16 protein-coding genes are annotated in these 16,262 nt (G+C 67.3%); 7 read left to right on the top strand and 9 right to left on the bottom strand.

The window, feature by feature from the left end:
- Nucleotides 1-56: 56 nt before the first annotated feature.
- From M2428_RS12715 to M2428_RS12700, 4 genes are all read right to left on the bottom strand, one after another.
- Entirely contained in the window at nucleotides 57-1,034 is a 978-nt protein-coding gene (locus M2428_RS12715; RefSeq protein ID WP_277526306.1) for an NUDIX hydrolase, read from the bottom strand.
- 11 nt (nucleotides 1,035-1,045) lie between these two features.
- Nucleotides 1,046-3,310, bottom strand: a complete 2,265-nt coding sequence (locus M2428_RS12710; RefSeq protein WP_277526305.1) for an RNA degradosome polyphosphate kinase — start codon at nucleotides 3,308-3,310, stop codon at nucleotides 1,046-1,048.
- An 88-nt stretch (nucleotides 3,311-3,398) separates the two neighbouring features.
- Nucleotides 3,399-4,421, bottom strand: coding sequence for a mycothiol synthase (mshD, locus tag M2428_RS12705; RefSeq protein WP_277526304.1), 1,023 nt, complete (start codon nucleotides 4,419-4,421; stop codon nucleotides 3,399-3,401).
- A 314-nt stretch (nucleotides 4,422-4,735) separates the two neighbouring features.
- On the bottom strand, nucleotides 4,736-5,434 hold the full coding sequence (locus M2428_RS12700; RefSeq protein WP_277526303.1) for a response regulator transcription factor: 699 nt from the start codon (nucleotides 5,432-5,434) through the stop codon (nucleotides 4,736-4,738).
- Nucleotides 5,435-5,678: 244 nt separating this feature from the next.
- Between M2428_RS12700 and M2428_RS12695 the strand changes: the two genes are divergently transcribed.
- From M2428_RS12695 to M2428_RS12665, 7 genes are all read left to right on the top strand, one after another.
- Nucleotides 5,679-6,413 (top strand): permease, encoded by a 735-nt coding sequence (locus tag M2428_RS12695; protein WP_277526302.1) that lies wholly within the window; start codon nucleotides 5,679-5,681, stop codon nucleotides 6,411-6,413.
- 167 nt (nucleotides 6,414-6,580) lie between these two features.
- Entirely contained in the window at nucleotides 6,581-7,195 is a 615-nt protein-coding gene (locus M2428_RS12690) for an FABP family protein (RefSeq protein ID WP_277526301.1), read from the top strand.
- 137 nt (nucleotides 7,196-7,332) lie between these two features.
- Complete coding sequence (locus tag M2428_RS12685; RefSeq protein WP_277526473.1) at nucleotides 7,333-8,010, top strand: flavodoxin family protein; 678 nt, start codon at nucleotides 7,333-7,335, stop codon at nucleotides 8,008-8,010.
- Between the two features lie 96 nt (nucleotides 8,011-8,106).
- Entirely contained in the window at nucleotides 8,107-9,189 is a 1,083-nt protein-coding gene (locus tag M2428_RS12680; RefSeq protein WP_277526300.1) for a glycine cleavage T C-terminal barrel domain-containing protein, read from the top strand.
- The gene (locus M2428_RS12675; protein ID WP_277526299.1) at nucleotides 9,186-9,614 is read left to right on the top strand and encodes an ankyrin repeat domain-containing protein; all 429 of its coding nucleotides are present in this window, start codon (nucleotides 9,186-9,188) and stop codon (nucleotides 9,612-9,614) included. Before M2428_RS12680 ends, M2428_RS12675 begins: the two co-directional genes overlap by 4 nt.
- Before the next feature lie 145 nt (nucleotides 9,615-9,759).
- Nucleotides 9,760-10,323: a PadR family transcriptional regulator gene (locus M2428_RS12670; protein WP_277526298.1), complete on the top strand. Its 564-nt coding sequence runs from the start codon at nucleotides 9,760-9,762 to the stop codon at nucleotides 10,321-10,323.
- A gap of 80 nt (nucleotides 10,324-10,403) precedes the next feature.
- Nucleotides 10,404-11,978 (top strand): MFS transporter, encoded by a 1,575-nt coding sequence (locus M2428_RS12665; RefSeq protein ID WP_277526297.1) that lies wholly within the window; start codon nucleotides 10,404-10,406, stop codon nucleotides 11,976-11,978.
- A 17-nt stretch (nucleotides 11,979-11,995) separates the two neighbouring features.
- Here M2428_RS12665 and M2428_RS12660 read toward each other — a convergent pair whose 3' ends face one another.
- The 5 genes from M2428_RS12660 to M2428_RS12640 all read right to left on the bottom strand — a co-directional run bounded on the left by M2428_RS12660 (nucleotide 11,996) and on the right by M2428_RS12640 (nucleotide 16,211).
- Nucleotides 11,996-12,706, bottom strand: a complete 711-nt coding sequence (locus M2428_RS12660) for a GNAT family N-acetyltransferase (RefSeq protein WP_277526296.1) — start codon at nucleotides 12,704-12,706, stop codon at nucleotides 11,996-11,998.
- A gap of 111 nt (nucleotides 12,707-12,817) precedes the next feature.
- A complete protein-coding gene (locus tag M2428_RS12655; protein ID WP_277526295.1) occupies nucleotides 12,818-13,843 on the bottom strand; it encodes a 6-phosphofructokinase in 1,026 nt (341 codons plus the stop codon).
- A 213-nt stretch (nucleotides 13,844-14,056) separates the two neighbouring features.
- Complete coding sequence (locus tag M2428_RS12650) at nucleotides 14,057-14,311, bottom strand: PspC domain-containing protein (protein ID WP_277526294.1); 255 nt, start codon at nucleotides 14,309-14,311, stop codon at nucleotides 14,057-14,059.
- 3 nt (nucleotides 14,312-14,314) lie between these two features.
- A complete protein-coding gene (locus M2428_RS12645) occupies nucleotides 14,315-14,578 on the bottom strand; it encodes a hypothetical protein (protein WP_277526293.1) in 264 nt (87 codons plus the stop codon).
- 1 nt (nucleotide 14,579) lies between these two features.
- Nucleotides 14,580-16,211 carry a PspC domain-containing protein gene (locus M2428_RS12640; protein ID WP_277526292.1) on the bottom strand — a complete coding sequence of 544 codons (1,632 nt, stop codon included), beginning with the start codon at nucleotides 16,209-16,211 and terminating at the stop codon, nucleotides 14,580-14,582.
- Nucleotides 16,212-16,262 lie beyond the last annotated feature (51 nt).

The raw sequence follows: 16,262 nt of genomic DNA, 5'->3' as shown, positions 1-16,262 counted from the left end.
CAATGTACCAAGCTATTGATACAAACTAGGCTCGGGGGCCCCGGGGGTCAAGGACCTCAGTCGTCAAACGGCTTGAACCGCTCCACCGCAACCACTTTGTTCTTGCCGCCGCGCGCCACATGGCAGACCACGATCTCGCCCGGCGCCAAGTACGGGTCCGAGGACGGCAGCAGATCCCGCAGGCGGGAGTTCATGTGCTTGGCGAGTTGCTTCAGGACGGTCGGCAGTGCCGGGCGGTGCGTGCACACGGCCACGGCCCGCTGCTTGTCGAACAGCGCCTCGACGACGGCGGCCGTCTTCTGCGGGCTGCGGCCGTGCCGGTGCTCGGTGAGGGCCTCGTTGAGCTTCACCTTGGCGCCGGCCGCCTTCGCGTACGGTGCGATGGTGGCCACGCACCGCAACCACGGACTTGAAACGATCCGGGCCGGCTTCCACGCCTGCAGAAGCCGCCCCACCGCCTGCGCCTGCCGCATGCCGGTAGCGGCCAGCGGGCGGTCGCCCTCGGCCTTGGACCACGACGAGCGAGGCTTGGCCTTCGCGTGGCGCACGATCAGCAGCGGCCAGGTTCCCAGTTCCCCGCGGTCGTGCGCGTTCACGAGGTGCTGGAGCGGTTCGATGTCGCTCGGGTTGCTCAGGAGGCGGGCTGCCTTCTCGGGCGGGCACCACATGACGCTGTCGACTTCACTGCCGTCCGGCAACAATGCAGCGCCGTCGACGTCGACCGCCCAGTAGTGGACCACCTTCAGCCCTGCCTGCACATGGTAGTGGATGGGCGGAAGCGGGATCCCCAGGGGAGCGGTGAGCCCGATCTCCTCCTCCACCTCGCGGACAGCGCACTCCGGGATGGTCTCACCGGGGTCGATTTTGCCTTTGGGCCAGGACCAGTCGTCGTACCGCGGGCGGTGAATCAGCAGGACCTCGAGCTGGTCCTGGGTTGCCGAATTGAGGCGCCAGGGGATGGCCCCCGCGGCCGTGACGGCAATCTCTTCGCCGGGATGGTCAGTCTGGTCCACAACCAGTGCATCGCTGCTCACACTCACGATCCCTACCGCAGGCTGGTCGAGCGCTGGCGGGACCGGGAAGCGAGCAGCCAGGACTGGACGTCCTTGAGGTTCTGGCCGTCTTCTGCCAGATGGTGGCGGGTCCATTCGCCCTGCCGGTCCAAATGCCAGCTGGCGGTTTCCGGGACCATGTAGCGGTTAAGCAGATCCAGGACATAGCTCGTGTCGTCGCCGCTCGTCAGCTGCACGAGGGCCTCCACCCGGCGGTCGAGGTTGCGGTGCATCATGTCAGCCGAACCGATGTAGACCACCGGGTCGCCGGCATTGGCGAAGGCGAAGACGCGGGAGTGCTCCAGGAAGCGGCCCAGCACGGAGCGGACCGTGATGTTCTCGCTCAGGCCGGGAACGCCGGGCCGCAGGGAGCAGATGCCGCGGACAATGACGTCCACCTGCACCCCGGCCTGGGACGCGCGGTACAGGGAATCGATAATGGCCTCGTCCACCATCGAGTTGACCTTGATCTGGACGCGGGCGGCGATGCCGGCGCGGGCGTTCCTGATCTCGGTTTCGATCCTGTCGATCAGCCCGGACCGGACCGAGCGCGGCGCCACGAGCAGCCGCTTGAACGTGGACTTCGGCGCGTAGCCGGAGAGCTGGTTGAACAGCTTCGACAGGTCTTCGCCGACCTGTTCGTTCGCCGTCAGCAGGCCCAGGTCCTCGTAGTAGCGGGCCGTGCGGGGGTGGTAGTTGCCGGTGCCGATATGGCAGTAGCGGCGCAGCCCGTCCACTTCCTGGCGGACCACGAGGGAAAGCTTGCAGTGGGTCTTCAGGCCCACGATGCCGTACACCACATGGACGCCGGCCTGTTCCAGTTTCCGGGCCCAGGAGATGTTGGCCTGCTCGTCAAAGCGGGCCTTGATCTCCACGAGGGCCAGGACCTGCTTGCCGGCCTCGGCGGCATCGATCAGGGCATCGACAATCGGGGAGTCCCCCGAGGTGCGGTACAGGGTCTGCTTGATGGCCTGGACTTTGGGGTCCGCGGCCGCCTGTTCCAGGAACGCCTGGACGGACGTGGAGAACGAATCGTACGGGTGGTGCAGGAGGATGTCGCGCCGCCGCATGGCGGCAAAGACGTTGGCCGCCTTGGAGGTTTCCGATTCGTTGAGGTACCGCGAGGTGTGCGGGACGTGCTTGGGGTAGTGCAGGTCCGCCCGGTCGATCCCGGCAATCACCGAGAGCCCGCGGAGGTCCAGCGGTGCCGGAACGGAGTAGACCTCGGATTCCTCGACGCCGAGCTCGCGGATCAGCAGGGCCCGGATGTTCGGGTTGATGTCATTGGTGACCTCAAGCCGGACCGGTGGGCCGAACCGGCGGCGCAGGAGTTCTTTCTCCAACGCCTGCAGGAGGTTCTCGGCGTCGTCCTCTTCGACCTCGACGTCCTCGTTGCGGGTCACACGGAAGATGTGGTGCTCCAGGACTTCCATGCCGGCGAACAGCTGGTCCAGGTGCACGGCGATGACTTCTTCGAGCGCGATGAACCGTGCCACACGCCCGGGGACAGAGCCGGCGCGGGCGCCGTCGATGGAGATCAGTCGCGGGAGCTGGTCAGGGACCTTGACCCGGGCGAAGAGTTCCTTGTCGCTGACCGGGTTGCGGACCACTACGGCGAGGTTCAGGGACAGCCCGGAGATGTAGGGGAACGGGTGCGCCGGATCCACGGCCAGCGGTGTCAGGATCGGGAAGACCTTTTCCGCGAACATGGCACTGAGCTGGTCCTTGGCCTGGGAGTCGAGTTCCTCCCAGTGCATGAGGTGGATGTGCTCGTACGCAAGGGCGGGACGGATCTGTTCGGCGTACACCCGGGCGTGGCGCTGCTGGAGCCGGTGGGCCTCCTCGCCGATCTGCTCCAAAACCTGCATGGGGCTTAGCCCGGCCGGGGAGGGGACGGCGAGGCCCGTGGCGATCCGTCGCTTCAGCCCGGCCACCCGGACCATGAAGAACTCGTCCAGGTTGGAAGCGAAGATGGACAGGAAGCTGACCCGCTCCAGCAGGTACAGGTTGGGGTCCTCGGCCAGTTCCAGGACCCTGGCGTTGAAGGCGAGCCAGCTGAGCTCCCGGTCCAGGAACCGGTCGGGGCGGATGTCGCCCTCCGGTTCCAGGGTCGGCGCGAACTCCGGAATGTCGATCCGGTCCTGGGTGGCGCGTGAGGCCGGCACTTCGGAGGAGCCAAAGCGCGCACGTACCGGACGCGCCCGCTTTTCCGGCGTTGCTGGTTCAGACGTGGATGTCCGGGCAGTATCCCGTGGCATAGGGTCTCCTCAATGCTGGCGCGATGTAGCTTCAACCTTACAAGCAATCACGGCTAGATGACCCCAGATTGCGGCCCGGTCCGGGCGGTCATCCGCCGACTTGACTAACGCCGTCGGGTACCGGGGTGACGGCCGGTGATTGCTGCTGCGGCAGCGGCGCGTACATGACATCGACATCCCAGCGCGTGAATCCGAGCCGGCGGTAGAGGGCGACGGCGGGCGCGTTGTCGGCATCGACGTAGAGCATGACGGCGCGGAGCCCGAGGTCCTCCAGATGCCTGATGCCGGCGACGGTGAGGGCCTTGCCCAGTCCGGAGCCCTGGGCATCCGGGGTCACGCCCACCACATAGACCTCCCCGATCGCAGGGTGATCGCCGTGCCGGGGGTGCACCTTGGTCCAGTGGAACCCCAGGAGCCGGTCCGCCGCGTCCACAGCCAGCAGGAAGCCTGCGGGATCAAACCAGGGTTCGGCCATCCGGGCGTCCAGATCGGCGCGCGTCATGTTGCCCTGCTCCGGGTGGTGGGCGAAGGCGGCCTTGTTTGCGGCCAGCCAGGCGTCCTCGTCCCGGCCGGGAACGAAGGTGCGGAACTGTACGCCCTCCGGGAGTCGGACCTCCGGCAGGGCCGCCGCTGCCGTCATCAGCCGCATTTTCCACAGCTCGCGGACGGCGCCGTAGCCATAGCGGGCCGCGAGGTCCGCCGCGGCCTCGTGGTTTCCGTGGGACCAGGCTTTCAGGCCCGCGAAGCCACGGACGCTTTTCAGTTCGCGCACCAGGCGGTCGCCCACGCCCTGGTTCCGGTAGCTGGGGTGGACGGCGATCTCGAGGATCCCGGTGCCGTCGGGCTCCTCGATGACAACGGCGACGCCGGCGAGGTCCTGCGCCGTCGCGGGATCCAACTTGTCGTCCGGGGCGTAGAGGGCCAGGGCCAAGACCGAATGCTCGCCCGCGTCGGCGGCGCGGAGCGTGACAAGGGTCTGTTCGGACAGCGGCGGATTGCCGTCGGACTCCTCCGCCGCGGCGACAAGGGCGGCGACGTCCCGCAGCAGCCTGCTGTCTACGGTTCCTTTGACAGCAAGCACGGGCCAGTTTTCCGGGTGCGCAGGGCTCATGGTGCAAGGCTATCGGGTTGGGGCAAGACTATCGGGTCCCTGGCCATCAGCGGCCGATTTTGTTGAACTCCGAACGGCTGTGTATAGTCGATATCTCGTCCGGCGTTGCGCCAGATGCGAGGGGGATCCACCACTGGGGTGGCCTCGATACGTTCGACCCGTATGTCCTCCACTGAGAACGTTTTACCGAGAAATTTGTGCGCCGATGGGTGCACCACGAAGGCCCCGGCGCTCTGGATTCCAGAGTCCGGGGCCTTTTGCGTTAACTGCTTCTTTTGTTGCAGTGCTTGCGGGCTTGTCCGGGCCTGGTGCGCTCAGGCCTCGGTGAGTTCGTCCTCGGGCTGGCGGACCAGGGTCAGGCGGTAGCCGACGTTGCGGACGGTGCTGATCAGGTTCTCGTGGTCGGCGCCCAGTTTGGCGCGCAGCCGCCGGACATGCACGTCTACGGTGCGGGTGCCGCCGTAGTAGTCGTAGCCCCAGACTTCGGTCAGCAGCTGCTGGCGGGTGAACACCCGGCCGGGGTGCTGGGCCAGGTACTTCAGCAGCTCAAATTCCTTGAAGGTCAGGTTGAGCGCGGCCCCGTTGACCCGTGCGGTGTAGCTGGCCTCGTCAATTACGACGCCGGCGGCCCGGATTTCGGTCGGCACGTCCTCCTTGTCCGGCACGGCGCGCGCGACGCCGAGGCGGATCCTGGCTTCGACTTCGGCCGGGCCCGCGGATTCCAGGAGGATGTCGTCCACGGCCCACGCCGAGGAGACGGCGGCCATGCCGCCCTCGGTGAGGATCAGCATCAAGGGGGCGCTGAGGCCTGTGGCCTTGAGTAGCTGGGTGAGGGAACGTGCGCCGACCAGATCCTTGCGGGCATCCAGCAGGACGATGTCGCAGGGGTCAGTCTCAAGCAGCGCGGTGGGTTCGGCCGGCAGGATATGCACCCGGTGGTTCAGCAGTTCCAGAGCAGGCAGGACGTCCACTGATGTTCCGGTGCTGTTCGTCAATAGCAGGATGTGCGACATTGTTCCTCCAAGGGGTGTCCGCGCATCATTGGGCGTCTTGTTGCTGATCCCGAGTATACCTAAAGGCCGCATTCCGGCCATGGTCCCGTCACCTCCGGTCACTGCTTTTGCGACACATATCGTTCATATAAGGCAGGATTGAACCGTCAGGGCCCGCGGCCCGTTGAAATTGAGCCGAGTCGAATTGGGGTCCGCAGTGAGCGAAGGTACGAACCATGGTGGGTCTGCCGATGGCGAGTAGACAGTGAAGCCCTGGAGCGTCGGGATCATCGGCTTGGCCGGCCTCGCAGCCATAGTTGCCGGCACCTACGCCTCGCCTGAGGTCCTCCTGGCTGTCGCGGTCATCTTCGCCGTCGGCATTGGTGTCGGCTGGCCTTACTTTCTTGGCATCCCCGCGAAGAAGACCCTCGCGGCCTTGATTGGCCTGCCCGGCGTGGGGTCGGCAGTGGCTGCGACCTATCTCCCGGCTCCCGGCTTCCTGGACTGGACGCCGTCGTTCATGGCGGTTGGGGTCATGGCCATCTTCGTCATGCAACTGATCCGGGGCACCGGGCAGGCCCAGCGGCTCGAATCCACCCTGGGCTCGTGCTCGGGTGTCCTGCTGTCCTGCCTGGGCGCTGGCTGGATTGCCAGCTCGCGCTTCAACGGCGTCCGCGAAATGATCCTCGTCGCCGCCGTCAGCGCGGCCATCGCCCTGCTGGCGGGGCTGATCCGCTGGCCTGACCGGATCGTGGCGCCGCTGGGCATCGTGAGCGCGGGGCTCGCCGGGCCGCTGGCCGGCCTGGTGTTCTCCGACATCGCCGTGCTGCCGGCCGCGCTCGCCGGCGTCGTAGTGGGCGCGGTTCTGGTGAGTTTCCGGCGCCTCGTGATCCTCAGCGGTGAGAGCCTGAACGTTTTGGCGGCCGTGGGCATGGGGCTGGGGCCGGTGTCGGCGGTCGGTTCCCTGGCCTACTTCATAGACAAACTACTCATCTACTAAGGGTTAGGATGGCATCATGTCCGTACTTGCATATGAGATCTTTTTCCTTGTCCTGCTTGGCGTGGCCAGCCTGTCCATGGCGTGGTTTGCCGGCTTTGTCGTGTACCGCCTCTTCAAAGGCCAGAAGTAACTCGTTCCAGACCCCGTAGCTTCCAGAGGTAGATGCTGTGCCGATTGAAATCCCTACTGATCTGACCCCCGAAATCGTTCCGCTGTCCTGGCTCATTGGTGAGTGGGAGGGCCGCGGTCGGCTGGGGGCCGGGGACGAGGACTCCGAGCACTTCCTGCAGCACGTGTCGTTTACGCACAACGGCCTGCCTTACCTGCAGTACCGCGCCGAGAGTTGGCTGACCGACGACGAGGGCACCAAGCTGCGTCCACTGACCGTCGAGACCGGCTTCTGGGCCCTCGAGCGCAAGCAGCGCGAGGAGGACGGCGGCCCCGGCCTGATCCCGGCGGACATCGTCCCGGTGCTCAGGAGCGCCGACGAGGTCGAGGCCCTGCGCAACAGCGACGGCGGCTTTGACATCTCGGTCTCCATCGCCCACCCCGGCGGGATCTCGGAGCTGTACTACGGTCAGATCAAGGGACCCCAGATCCAGCTCAGCACCGACATGGTGATGCGCGGCAGCCACTCCAAGGAGTACACGGCGGCCACCCGGATCTTCGGGCTGGTGGAAGGGAACCTGCTGTGGCGCTGGGACGTGGCCACCGGCAAGAATTCGGCGTCCGGCGGCGGCCTGGAGGCCCACGCCTCGGCCATCCTCGCCAAAGTGGGCTAAAGGCGCGTTCTCACTGATTTTTCCGTTGTCAGCATCGACCGAGGAGAAAAGCCGTGAATGACGCAGCCACCAGCACGGGCACCAGCACAGCTCCCAACAGCGACGCCGGTAGCACCAGCTATGCCGACCTCAAGGCCGTGTACTTCAACGGCACCCTCAAGAAGTCCCCGGACGTGTCCAACACGCAGGGCCTGATCGAGGTTAGCCGCCGGATCATGGAAAAGCAGGGCGTCACCACCCGCGTGATCCGCACCGTGGACCACGACATCGCCAGCGGCGTCTATCCGGACATGCGCGAACACGGCTGGGCCACCGATGAATGGCCGGAACTCTACCCGGCCGTCGAGGAAGCGGACATCGTCGTCGTCGCGGGGCCCATCTGGCTGGGGGACAACTCCTCGCAGACCAAGAAACTCATCGAGCGCCTCTACGCCCACTCCGGGCAGCTGAACTCGAAGGGCCAGTGGGCCTACTATCCGAAGGTGGGCGGCTGCCTCATCACCGGTAATGAGGACGGGATCAAGCATTGCGCCATGAACGTCCTGTACAGCCTCCAGCACATCGGCTTCACCATCCCACCGCAGGCCGACGCCGGGTGGATTGGCCCCGTGGGGCCCGGACCCAGCTATCTCGACGACGGTTCCGGCGGTCCGGAGAGCGATTTCACCAACCGCAACACCACCTTCATGACCTGGAACATGCTGCACCTGGCACGGACGCTCAAGGATGCCGGCGGCATTCCCGCCTACGGAAACCTCCCCGACGCCTGGAAAGCCGGCACCCGCTTCGACTTTGAAAATCCGGAATACCGCTAGGGCCGGCCGGCCCCACGGTCCGGCAAGCCCCCGGTCGGCCCCGGCACTCTATGCCGGGGCCGGAATACGCGCAGAGCTAAGGACGTTCCTTTCAATATGACTATCAAAAGCCCCCTGTTGTCGCGCCCGGCCGCGGTTGAGGCCAGCGGTCCCGACGCCGGCGTCGCCGCCCACTATGGCGAGCCGCTCCGGGAGCAGCGGGCGCTGGCTGCCGGCACCGCCGTCGTCGATCTCTCAAACAGCGGCGTGGTCACGGTCAGCGGGCCGGACCGCCTCAGCTGGCTCAACACCCTGTCATCCCAGCAGCTCACTTCCCTGGCCCCCGGCCAGTCCACCGAATTGCTGTTGCTGAGCGTGCAGGGCCGGATCGAGTTCGACGCCCGGGTGGTGGACGACGGCGCTACCACCTGGCTGATCGTCGAGGGAGCCGAGGCCGGCCCACTCGCCGAATGGCTGAACAAGATGAAGTTCATGCTCCGGGTCGAGATCGCCGATGTCTCCGCGGACTGGGCCGTGCTCGGCTCCACCCAGCGCATCCCGGAATGGTCTGCGCTGCAGGTCTGGGAAGACCCGTGGCCGCATGTCGGTGCCGGCGGCTACTCCTACGCGGTGGTGGGCGAGGACGCCCACCCCGGACTGGAACGGCCGTGGTTCGAGTACTTAGTCCCCGCGGCTGAGCTGGTCGCGGTGGTGGGCGAGCGTGCCCTCGCCGGCACCCTGGCTTCAGAAGCGCTGCGGATTGCGGCGTGGCGGCCCCGGTGGGGCGCGGAAACCGACGACAAGACCATCCCGCACGAGCTCGACCTCCTCCGCACCGCTGTGCACCTGGCCAAGGGCTGCTACAAGGGCCAGGAGACGATCGCCCGCGTCCACAACCTGGGCCACCCGCCGCGGCGGCTCGTGTTCCTCCAGCTCGACGGCTCCCAGCACACCCTGCCCGCCGCCGGCAGCGAGGTGCGTGCCGGCGACCGCAAGGTGGGCACCGTGACTTCCGTGGCGCAGCACTACGAAATGGGCCCCGTGGCCCTGGCCGTGATCAAGCGGTCCGTCGCCCCGGCCGATGTCCTGACCGTGGTGGACGGTGACGAGCCCTACGCCGCGGCCCAGGAAGTCATTGTGGCTCCCGACGCCGGCCAGGTAGTGGGCCGCCAGACCGGCTTCCTGCGGGGCACCCGATGAGCGGCGAGTCCCCATTGGAAGAGGGCCTGCCGGACAGCGTTGGCGCCGCGCCCGACGACGAGACGCTGAAGCTGGCCCACACGCTCTTCGACGCGGCCCGCGAGGGCAACTCCGCGCTGCTGGGCAGCTATCTGGCCGCCGGCGCGCCGGCCACGCTGACCACTTCCTCCGGCGACTCACTCCTCATGCTGGCGGCCTACCACGGTCACGCCGGCACCGTCCGGCTGATCCTGGACCATGGCGGCGACGCCAACGCACCTAACGACCGCGGCCAGACGCCGCTGGCCGGCGCTGTCTTCAAGGGCTACACGGACGTCGCCCGGGAGCTGTTGGACGCCGGGGCCGACCCCGACGCCGGCACCCCCACCGCGCGGGCCGCCGCGCAAATGTTCGCCCGCACGGAGATCCTGGCCCTTCTGGGCTAACAAAACCCGGTCCGGGCCCGGGTGAGGCTCGGCCGGGGCGGATCCGGGGAAGATTGCACCCAAATACTCCACGTGGAATAATCTTCAGTGGAGTAATCGCAGTTTTGACCGAAGAGGACTGTTTTAGACCGAAGAGGACGGCACCATGGCCCGGGCAACCGCACTGACACCGCTGGGTATCGCCGCACTCTCCCTGCTCGTGGAAGAACCGATGCATCCCTACGAGATGTACCAGCTCCTGATCGCACGGCACGAAGACCGGTTGGTCAAGGTCCGGCCAGGAACTCTGTATCACGCCGTCGGCCGGCTCGAAGAGCAGGGTCTCGTCGCAGCGACGGGAACGGACCGGGGAGGCAACCGTCCGGAGCGCACCACGTACACCATCTCGGCAGCCGGTCGCGAGGCGTTCACGAAGTGGCTGCAGGATATGCTGGCCGCCCCGGTCAACGAATACCCGTCCTTCCCACTGGCCATCTCCGAGGCCTACAACCTGCCCGCCGGCGTCGTCGTCGAACTCCTCGACCGGCGGCTCCAGGCGTTGCAGGAGCAGCTCCACTTCCTGGTCTCCGGCGAGGAACTGCTGAAGAAGAAAGGCGTGGAGCGCAAGTACTGGATCGATGTCCAGTTCCAGCAGTGCACGCTGCAGGCCGAAATGGCCTGGATCCGCAGCCTTCAGGACCAGCTCCGCTCCGGCGAATTGCCGTGGTGAACTCTTGCAGAACCCCCCGGCCTGGACCTGGCCGCCCCAACACTTAGCCCCAACGTTCACACCAGCCCCTAAGGAACCCCATGGAAAACGTAGCCCGGCCATGGCCGGCACTCTGGTCCCTGGTGATCGGCTTCTTCATGATCCTGATCGACACCACCATCGTCTCGGTGGCCAATCCGAGCATCATGGAGGGCCTCAACACTGACATCAACTCGGTGATCTGGGTGACCAGCGCCTACCTGCTCGCCTATGCCGTGCCGCTCCTCATCACAGGCCGGCTCGGCGACCGCTTCGGACCGAAGAAGCTCTACCTCTCCGGACTCGTCGTCTTCACCATGGCATCGCTGTGGTGCGGCCTCTCCGGCGACGTCCAGACCCTCATTGGCGCCCGCGTGGTCCAGGGCCTCGGCGCTGCCATGATGACGCCGCAGACCATGGCCGTCATTACCCGGATCTTCCCCCCGGACCGCCGCGGCGCGGCCATGGGCATCTGGGGCGCGACGGCCGGCGTCGCCACCCTGGTCGGCCCGATCCTCGGCGGCGTGCTGGTGGACGGCCTCGGCTGGGAATGGATCTTCTTCATCAACGTCCCGGTCGGGATTGCCGGCTTCATCCTCGCCCAGCGTTTTGTCCCTTCGCTGACCACCCACCCGCACAAGTTCGACATTCCCGGCGTGCTGCTTAGCGCCCTCGGCCTGTTCCTGCTGGTCTTCGGCATCCAGGAGGGCGAGACGTACGACTGGGGCACCATCGCCGGCCCCATCACCGTCTGGGGCCTGATCATCAGCGGCATCGCCGTGCTGGTGGTCTTTGTCCTGTGGCAGCGGTTCAACAAGGGCGAACCGCTGCTGCCCCTGTCCCTTTTCAAGGACCGGAACTTCTCGCTCGCAAACATTGCGATCACCACCGTGGGCTTCACCGTCACGGCATTCAGCCTGCCGCTGATCTTCTACTACCAGATCGTCCGCGGCCTGACGCCGACCCAGTCGGCGCTCATGATGGTGCCGATGGCGCTGATCTCGGGCGGCCTCGCCCCCGTCGTCGGCCGGATCATCGACAAGGTCAACCCGAAATTCATCACCGCGGCCGGCCTGGTCCTGATGTCCGTGGCGCTGTTCTGGAATGCCCTGCTGATGCACCCGGACACGCCCATCTTGCTGTTCCTGCTGCCGAGTGCAGTGCTGGGCTTCGCCAATGCGGGCATTTGGGCGCCGTTGAGCTCCACCGTCACGCGCAACCTGCCGCCGCGGCAGGCCGGAGCCGGCTCGGGCGTCTACAACACCACCCGCCAGATCGGCGCCGTGCTCGGCAGCGCCGCTATCGCCGTCCTCATCCAGGCGCGGCTGGCGGCCGAACTCCCCGCCCGGCCCGGAGAGGGCGCAGACGCCAGCCCGATGGGCTTCGGCGGCGCCTTGCCCGAGGCGCTCCACGAGGGGTTCTCGACGGCGATGGCCCAATCCATCCTGCTGCCGGCGGCGGTCATCCTGCTCGGCGCTGCCGTGGCGCTCTTCTTCGCCAAGCCCAAGCCGGTCCAAGGCTGGGGCGAGCCGGGCCCTGCCGCAGCTGTGGGTACGGAGTCAGGCGCCGATTCAGATGCAGGCGCCGGCGCGACGGCCGGCGCGGGCACGGAGAAGGCCGCCGCGGAGCGCGGCTAGCCCGCCGGGCATCCGGATCAGCCCAGCAGCACGCTGGTCTGGATGCCGCCGGCGGAGAAACCCAGGCTGCGGGCCAGCGCCAGCGAACCCTTGTTGCTGACCTCTGAACGCCACTGCAGCGTCAGCCCGGCGGCCAGGGCTTCGTGGGCGGCTATCGAGGCGGCCAGCTTGCCCAGGCCGCGGCGCCGCCATTCGGGCGCAACCAGCACGCCAAGATGGGCCAGGAGCCCTTCCCATTCGGCGTAGGCCCCGCAGGCCACGGGCGTCCGGCGCCCGTCTTCCAGATGCAGGACAGTAAAGCGGTGTTCGAGTTCGGCGAGGCCCACCTCATTGACGTCATCGGGCGGGCAGAACGTCTCCAGTTCGGTCGCTTCCGGGTTCCCGTGCGAGACAGTCAGTTCCTCGGAAGGCTGCTGCAGGGGGAGGTCGTCGGCGAAGAAGAGCGCGGCGGCGCCCAGCCCGTGGCCGCCGTGCCCGCGGGTGATGGTCAGCAGCGTTACGTGCTGGGCGAGTTCCTCGTCGGCGAGGCCGACGGCGGCGTCCAGCGCCCATTGCGGGCCCACCAGGGCGGAGTTGCCGAACAGGCGGACGAACTGCACCGCCCGGGCGCTCTCGTCCGCCCGGGTGAGCCGTACGCCGGCGGCAGCCGCGAACGCGCCGTCGTCGAACCCCAAGCGACGCGCCCACGCAAGCTGGACAATTTCAGCGGAACCGGGCTCAAGAGTCATGAATCAACCCTACCCACCGCGGGCCGGGCTACCGGCCGGATCGTGCAGTCCACCCGATCCGGGCCGGCCTAATCCGGGCCGGGCAGCGAGCCGCTTGGCCGATGAGGCCGCTTAGCCGAAGAGTACAGCGGCCTCGTCGTAGCGGCTCTGCGGTACGGACTTGAGGTTGCCGAGCGCGGCGTCGAAACCGACGTGCACAATATCCGTGCCGTGCAGCGACACCATAGTGCCCCAGCGCTTTTCCACCACCGAATCGATGGCCGCCATGCCCAGGCGGGTGGCCAGGACGCGGTCGAACGCCGTCGGGACGCCACCGCGCTGGATGTGGCCAAGGACCGTCGCGCGGGTCTCGATGCCGGTGCGTGCCTCCAGTTCGGGCGCCAGCATTTCGGCGATGCCGCCGAGGCGGGGGCGGCCAAACGTGTCGAGGCCGCGTTCCGAGTGCGGGGACTCCTGGCCTTCGGGCACGAACCCCTCGGCGACGACAAGCAGCGGGGCGCGGCCACGGTCGTGGGCGGAGATGACCCACTCGGCGATCTGTTCCATGGAGGCCTTCTGCTCCGGGATCAGGATGGCGTGGGCGCCGGAGGCCATGCCGGCGTGCAAGGCGATCCAGCCCACGTGCCGTCCCATGACTTCGGCAATCATGCAGCGGTGGTGGGACTCTCCGGTGGTGCGCAGCCGGTCGATTGCCTCGGTGGCGATTTCCACGGCGGTGTCGAAGCCGAAGGTGTAGTCCGTGGCGTCGAGATCGTTGTCGACGGTCTTGGGCACTCCCACGATCTTGAGGCCGGCGTCGGTGAGCCGCTTTGCGGCAGCCAGGGTGCCTTCGCCGCCGATGGCGATGATGGCGTCGATCCCGAGCCGGTCCATGTTGGCTTTGATGACGTCTGGTCCGCCGCCGTTCTCAAACGGGTTGGTGCGGGACGTGCCGAGGATGGTGCCGCCCTGCTTGGCGATGCCGCGGACCATGGTGCGGGGAATCTCTACGATGTCGCCTTCAACAACGCCGCGCCAGCCATCCTTGAATCCTACGAACTGCTGGCCGTGGACCGCGATTCCCTTGAGGACGGCGCCACGGATGACGGCGTTCAGGCCGGGGCAGTCTCCGCCGCTGGTGAGGATTCCAATTTTCATGTATGGCTCAAATCCTGGTTTGAAGGGGTACAGGCAGAGCGCCACGCTGAGCTCACCTAGAGTCTAGTGGCGCGTGTGGGGCAGGACACAAACGGTTACAAAAGGGTGCCCCCGCCTTCAAGGCGGGGGCACCCATTAGTGGTGCGGCGCAGCTGCCGGGCGCCGAAGGCCGCAGGGGCCGGGACGGCCTGTGATCGCGGCCGGTGATCGACGTCAGGGCCGGGAGGCACGCTTCGAGAGGAAGCTTTCGAGGACGATTGCGTTGCGCTGGTCCGGCAGGAGCAGCCACGCCACGATGTAGACCACGAATGCCGGCCCGGGGAGCAGGCTCAGGAGCAGGTAGGCGATCCGGACATAGGCCACATCAATATTTAGTTTGGCGGCAATTCCGCCGCAGACGCCGCCAAGCCAGCGCTGCGGACCACGTTTCAGGCCGAAGCCCCGGATGGTGTCGAAGAATTTATCCATGGTTCAAGACTTCCCTGTCGTTGGCTTATTGTCACGCCTGCTCGCCGAGACCAGTCCGCCCACGATCAGGGCGGCCCCGGCTCCGATCATCAGGCCGATCAGGACATACGTGCCGTTGAGGGCCACGATGCCGAGCCGGGAAATGATGATCAGCGCGGCCAGTGCCACCACTGTCAGTCCCCAGACCACCGTGCCCACCCGGGCGGGGGAGCCCGCTTCCTGGTCCTGGCCGGCGGCGTCCGGCCGCGAGTCGTCATAGCTGCTCATGTCAGTTGCCTTCCTTGATGGTCACGTTGCTGACGGTGCCGGAGATCTTCAGGACCATCCGGGCGCCGGGCTGCGAGGTGTTGTAGTCGGTTTGCTGTTTCGTCATGCCGCCGCGGTCCTGGTTGCCGTCGTGGAGGTTGCCCATGGTCATGTCCGCCTGGACCTGGACGGGGACGGTGGTGGGGATGACAACGGTGAGGTTGCTGGCCGTCGCGTCGATCGGAACAACGACGTCGGAGCCCAGGGGCGGATTCAGCGCCAGCTTGGTCAGGTCCACGGTCCCGGCGCCGCCGGTGATTTCGAAGCCGCCGCTGGCCTGTTCAATGCTCGACGGCGTCCAGTCGGCGTTCTGGAAACGGAACCGGTCCCCGTGCGGGACCACGCTGAAGATTGCGCCGATCAGCAGGGCCACCACCGCGAAGAACCCCAGGATTCCGGAGGTCCGGCCCCGCAACCCTGCGACCAGGATACCGAGCCCCAGGATGGCCGCGCCGATGGCCCAGACCAGGGCATTGCCGGCGTCACCGAGATCAATCACGTTGGCGGCGTCGAGGGCCTTGATGCCGCCGCCCACCAGGAGGGCGGAGCCGACGGTAATGGCGACGGCCGGCGTGCCGGGGCCAGGGCTGCGCGGTGCGGCGGGAGGGGGCGGGGTGGCCCCGGATCCCGGGCCATAGCCGCCGGGCGGAACAGGGCCGGGTGGGATGGGGCCCGACGGCGGGGGCGGTCCCCAGTCCGGGCCGGCGCCGGAGACGGCGGAGCCGTCGACGGGGTAGCCATAGGCCCGGCCGCCGCCCTGCGGGAAGCTGCCCGCGGACTGCTGCCCGGTGCCGGTGCCGGTGCTGCCCGCGAAAGTCGCGGCACCGGCCGGGCTGCTGGACTCGTAACGCGATGGCATGGGAGTGGCTCCGTTCCGGATCTTGTTGCGCTGGGTCAGGTAGTAGACGAGGTAGATGGCGCCGCCCACCCAGAAGACGGTCCAGACGAAGGCGCCAAAGCCGAAGCGGTCCCAGCCCCAGACACCGCTGCCCAGGCTGGGGAAACCGATAACCGAGGTGATGAGGGCGCCGGTCATGCCGGCCGTCCACCGCCCTGCGGCGGCCTCCTGGACGTGAATTCGGCCGTCAGGTTCGGGCAGCAGCGCCCAGGCGAGACCGTAGGCGAGAACGCCAATTCCGGCGAAGACGGTCAGGACGATCAGGACGCCGCGAATGATCAGGGGATCGACGCCGAGCCGGTGGGCTATGCCGCTGGCCACGCCGCCGATCCAGCGGTCGCGTCCGCGGTAGATGCCCTGGCTGCGGATCCAGTCGAAGAAATTCTGGGTTTCTCGGCCGGGGAACGGTCCATTCGGGTCGCCGGGCGGGTAAAGCGGCGGGGGCTCCAGCGGCGGGGGTTCTATCGGCTGCGGTTCCGTCGGCCGGGGCTCCGTCGGCGACGCGCCAACCGGCCCGGAGCCTGCTGGAGGGGCGGTGGGCTGGTTTGTGGCTGGACGTTGCGTGTCCGGAACTTCTGCGTCCGGAAGGTCAGTGTCCGGACGTTCTGTGTCTGGACGTTCTGCGGAGGGTCCATCCGTGGTTGGCCGGTCTGCGGAGGCCGGGCCTTCATCGGGGTGCGGAGTGTGCGGGTTCATACTTCGATCCTTCCCGTTCCCGGCGCCGGGCTCTACTGGGGAACACCCTGA

Source organism: Arthrobacter sp. ES3-54 (genome assembly GCF_029504395.1).
Taxonomy (GTDB): domain Bacteria; phylum Actinomycetota; class Actinomycetes; order Actinomycetales; family Micrococcaceae; genus Arthrobacter.
Note: the sequence above shows the minus strand (reverse complement) of the source record. Positions and strands in the feature narration are given on the sequence as shown.

Coding starts and splice junctions, on each gene's coding strand:
- mshD (WP_277526304.1), bottom strand. CDS start 4,421: ATGAGCCCTGCGCACCCGGAAAACTGGCCCGTGCTTGCTGTCAAAGGA.
- M2428_RS12700 (WP_277526303.1), bottom strand. CDS start 5,434: ATGTCGCACATCCTGCTATTGACGAACAGCACCGGAACATCAGTGGAC.
- M2428_RS12710 (WP_277526305.1), bottom strand. CDS start 3,310: ATGCCACGGGATACTGCCCGGACATCCACGTCTGAACCAGCAACGCCG.
- M2428_RS12655 (WP_277526295.1), bottom strand. CDS start 13,843: ATGAAAATTGGAATCCTCACCAGCGGCGGAGACTGCCCCGGCCTGAAC.
- M2428_RS12650 (WP_277526294.1), bottom strand. CDS start 14,311: ATGGATAAATTCTTCGACACCATCCGGGGCTTCGGCCTGAAACGTGGT.
- M2428_RS12665 (WP_277526297.1), top strand. CDS start 10,404: ATGGAAAACGTAGCCCGGCCATGGCCGGCACTCTGGTCCCTGGTGATC.
- M2428_RS12675 (WP_277526299.1), top strand. CDS start 9,186: ATGAGCGGCGAGTCCCCATTGGAAGAGGGCCTGCCGGACAGCGTTGGC.
- M2428_RS12660 (WP_277526296.1), bottom strand. CDS start 12,706: ATGACTCTTGAGCCCGGTTCCGCTGAAATTGTCCAGCTTGCGTGGGCG.
- M2428_RS12640 (WP_277526292.1), bottom strand. CDS start 16,211: ATGAACCCGCACACTCCGCACCCCGATGAAGGCCCGGCCTCCGCAGAC.
- M2428_RS12670 (WP_277526298.1), top strand. CDS start 9,760: ATGGCCCGGGCAACCGCACTGACACCGCTGGGTATCGCCGCACTCTCC.
- M2428_RS12645 (WP_277526293.1), bottom strand. CDS start 14,578: ATGAGCAGCTATGACGACTCGCGGCCGGACGCCGCCGGCCAGGACCAG.
- M2428_RS12680 (WP_277526300.1), top strand. CDS start 8,107: ATGACTATCAAAAGCCCCCTGTTGTCGCGCCCGGCCGCGGTTGAGGCC.